The sequence below is a fragment of the Paenarthrobacter sp. CM16 genome, assembly GCF_013179505.1.
GTDB lineage: Bacteria > Actinomycetota > Actinomycetes > Actinomycetales > Micrococcaceae > Arthrobacter.
Genome location: NZ_JABMCX010000377.1, coordinates 1 through 3,789, shown reverse-complemented (window position 1 = coordinate 3,789; position 3,789 = coordinate 1). Strand labels below are relative to the sequence as shown.

The 3,789-nt window shown below is 64.2% G+C and carries 4 protein-coding genes; 2 read left to right on the top strand and 2 right to left on the bottom strand.

Features of this window, described 5'->3' with window-relative positions; genetic code table 11:
- Nucleotides 1-570, bottom strand: a 570-nt coding sequence (locus tag HP499_RS22015; RefSeq protein ID WP_172326228.1) for a hypothetical protein, incomplete at its 3' end; no start/stop codon positions are given.
- Between the two features lie 296 nt (nt 571-866).
- On the opposite strand from HP499_RS22015, the gene HP499_RS22010 reads away from it, so the two are divergent.
- Nucleotides 867-2,069: a WXG100 family type VII secretion target gene (locus HP499_RS22010; protein ID WP_172326227.1), complete on the top strand. Its 1,203-nt coding sequence runs from the start codon at nt 867-869 to the stop codon at nt 2,067-2,069.
- A 33-nt stretch (nt 2,070-2,102) separates the two neighbouring features.
- Nucleotides 2,103-2,585, top strand: a complete 483-nt coding sequence (locus tag HP499_RS22005) for a hypothetical protein (protein WP_172326226.1) — start codon at nt 2,103-2,105, stop codon at nt 2,583-2,585.
- On the opposite strand, the gene HP499_RS22000 is transcribed toward HP499_RS22005, so the two are convergent.
- On the bottom strand, nt 2,569-3,615 hold the full coding sequence (locus tag HP499_RS22000) for a Gfo/Idh/MocA family oxidoreductase (RefSeq protein WP_172326225.1): 1,047 nt from the start codon (nt 3,613-3,615) through the stop codon (nt 2,569-2,571). The genes HP499_RS22005 and HP499_RS22000 overlap by 17 nt on opposite strands.
- Nucleotides 3,616-3,789 lie beyond the last annotated feature (174 nt).

The window sequence follows — 3,789 nt, the reverse complement described above, 5'->3', positions numbered from 1 at the left end:
CGGTACCGCCGGCGTTGCCGGGAGGTCGGACGTTACAGAAGCGTCGACGTCGGCCCCTGCCTTGGCCGAACCATTCACCTTCGCGTCGGCGGCCTTGCCGGCATCGACCACTGCCTCGCAGTGCGCCTCCACCTTCGCTTCGCCGCCGGCGGCAATGGTCAGGGACTCAAAGCCCGGGACCTTGGAATCAGACTTCAGGTCACCGTTGAGGAACGCGGTGCACAAGCCGAAAGCCTCCGGGGACGTGGCGTCCTCCACTGTGGCTTTCGCGCCGGATGCAGCCTCGGCAGCCGTTGACTGACCGGCTTCGGCGGCTTCGGCGGCCTTTGCCTGCGCGGTCCCGACGGCGTCAGTCGCCTTGGCGGTGGCGGTCCGGGCGGCGTCGGCTGCTTCGGCGGCCGTGCCGTCAACCGGAGCAGGGGCGCCAACGAGGTCATGTGCGGCCTGCTGGATCCCGGTGGGGAGTGCACCGTTGAAAGCAGCTACACCGGTTCCGCCGGCAGCTACAGCTCCGGCGGCCAGAACGCCCGCGGCGACTTTGCTGGTGGCGAGGACAGTGAACAAGGACATAAAACCCTCCGACAAATTCTTGGGATTGCCCCGGCAGCGGTTGGGTCGCTGCCGGATGATCAGCGTGCGGACGTGGCCCGCACTCCCCTTACATCGTTTGCGGCGGCGGTGAGGTTACGCCTTGTCAACAGAAAACTTTTTGGTCACAGCGTCCCGCTCAGTTGTCCACACTGGCTAGATGTCCCCATGGCCGGGCCGGCTGCAGCCAACTATGCTCAGGAAAATGCCTGCGCCGTTGGTTGCCTGGCTTTGTATGTCACTACGTTCAGGGGATACGTGATGGGACTGGGTACCTAATGGGACAAGGATTAGTCGGCGCGGACGTCGGAGATCTTCGGCGCTTATCGTCCGTGATGGATGCTGAAGCCGAGAAGATCACGGGTCTTCAGCGGCAACTGACCGCGATGATTCAGAACGGAACGTATTGGCGCGGAAATGACGCCGACCAGTTCCGCAGCAGGTGGCAAAGCGATCTGCACGGACGGCTGAGCGCGGCTGCGACTTGCCTTCGGAACAATGCCCGCGCACTGAAGCTCAACGCGGAGCAGCAGGAACAGGCGTCCACAGGTGGCGCGGGAGGATCCAAGGGAGGACCCTCTGCCGGGTCCTTCAAGGGTATTCCGAGGGAGCTTGGCTTCACTTTTGATTCCACCAGCTATGGGCCGTTCACCGTTGAAGGCGAGGGCTCCATTGACAGCCAGGCAACGGGTGAGTCCCACGGTTCATTTGGTCCGGGTGGGATCGACGTCGGGGGTTCCGGAGAGGCTTCCTCTGGAGGGGACATGACATGGAAGGCGGAGTCCGAGGTAGGGCCCGTCAAGACGACTGTCACCAATGAAACCTTTGTTGGGGCCCGCGCAGAAGGCGAGTACGGGGCCAGCGTGCCGTTCGGGCTCGGACTTCCCAGCGCCCACGCCACCGGCGAAGCATTCGTAGGTGCAGAGAACGTGACCACCACACGATCCGACTTCTTCGACGGATGGGTCACCAACACCTCCACCACGCGGATGATGGCGGGGGTCGAGGCCAGCGCCCACGCCAATGCCAGCAGCCCGTTCCTGTTCTCCGCGGGCGGTGAAGGCTTTGCCGGCCAAAAACTCACTATGGATAACAAGACCGAGTTCGCCGGCGGGCTGTTCTCCCTGGGGCAGGGCGGAGAATTACGCGCCGGAGCCTGGGCAAGCGCGGGCGAAGGCGAAATGAGCGTCAAGGGCGGCGAAACAACCGGCACAGCGTTCAGCGCCGGCGCCGGGGCGGAACTGACCGGAAGCCGGTACGTAGAAGTTCTGGGCCAGACGCTGACCCTTAATGCAACAGTCGCCGCCGGAGCCGGCGAGGGCCACTTCTTCACCGCTTCCATGGACGAGGACGGGCTCACTCTCGGCGCGGGTGCCAAAATCACTGCGGAGCTGGGGCTGGGAGCCGGTGGCCAGATCACCATCAGCCCGTCCGGGTTGGTGGATTCCGTGACCGGGTTCGTCGACTTCCTCAGCAAATAGCTTCCTGTACTGACAACGCACCGAAAGGGCCCCATGACCTCGCACCAGGTTTTCCCGTCCGCAGTATTCCCCGCCTACCCCACCATCAAACTCAACCCGCCGGCAGGGTGGACAGATCAAGTGGTCCCGGACGCCGTTGGTGCCCTGATGGCCCCTGCCGCGGAAGGGCGCTACACAGCAAACGTGGTGATTTCCGTGTCGCGCCGCTTGCCCGGATACCAGCTCCAGGACATTGCCGCGTCAGTGGACTCATTCCTGGATGCCTTGCCGGATGCCGTTCTGCTGGGCACGGAACCGGTGGTGATCAACGGCCGGGATTGGCACGTACGCGAGGCACGCTACACGCACCCGCAGGCCGGTTCCCTGGCCCAGTTCACGGCCGTCACGGTAGTACAGCAGGAGACTGCTGTTGATATCGTCCAGCTGACCGGCAGCTGCCAGCCGGACGAAGGGAACCAGGACCTCAAAGCCATCTACTCGCTGGTTGCCAGCGCGGACGTTACGCCAGCGTCCTAGCCTGCTCGATCAGTTTCAGCACAGCAACCGAGCCTGCCGGATCCACCGGTAACGGAAGCGCGGACGCCGCGCCGCCGTCGTCGAGCTTGTCCGCCAGGATCCGGTAAAACTCGGGGTAGGCGCCGCGCTCAGTGGGGACCGCCCTGCGCTGCCCGTTCCGCTCCAGCGTGCCATGGTTTTGGGCCGGTTCGACGCCGTACTCGGCGTCCGTAGGCAGCCCGCCCGCCAGCACGTGCGGTTCCTGCGGGTCGGTACCGAACTTCACGAAACCGCCCTCCGTGCCCAAAACGCGGAAGCGCGGGCCGTGCAGGTGGCTGGTCAGGTTGATGCGGACGTGGCTGACCACGCCCGACTGGTGCCTGAGTGCCAGGAAGACATCATCGTCCGCTGATTCCTGGGGACGGCGGGCCTGGGTTTCCGCGTAAGTGACGGTTGCTGGGCCAAAGAACTGCAGGCATAGATCCAGAACGTGGGTGCCGAGGTCGAACAGGACACCGCCGCCTTCCTCCGCCGTGGCACCGGCCTTCCAGGCTTTGGCGATCTCCGGTGCCCAGCGTTCCATCCCTACCTCGAACCGGGTCACGGAGCCCAGCGTCCCGGCGTCGAGCAGTTTCTTGACGGTAAGCGAGTCGCCGTCCCAACGCCGGTTTTGGTACACGGTGAGGACGCGGCCCAGTTGTGCGGCCAGGCTGATCAGTTCTTCGCCCTCTGCGCTGCGGACCGTGAACGGTTTATCCACCACGACGTCGAGCCCGGCTTCCAGCGCTGCCTTCGCGAGCGGGAAGTGCGTTGCGGGCGGTGTGCCCAGGACGATGAGGTCCAGCTGATCGGCGAGGGCCAGGATGTCCTCGGGCGTGTTGACAATGGTGGTGTGCGGATAGCGAGCTTTTGCTTTCGCCTGCCGTCCGGCGTCGGAGGTGGCAATGACGGCTAGTTCGTAGGCGGGGTTGGCGGCGATGAAGGGCGCGTGAAAGACGCTCCCCGAAAGGCCAAAACCTGCGACGGCGGTACGGATCGGCTGGGAAGTCATGACCCTAGGCTACCGATCCTCTCTCACGTAATAGCCCTTTCACGCCAACCCTCGTTACCTTTTTCGTAGCCCGTTTCCTGGTGCAGGATATGGGTGTGCTGGCCTGCTGATCCCGGCATGATTGCGACCCTCTGTTGATTCGATGATCTTGAGAGTGTTGTCACCGGGGTTGGT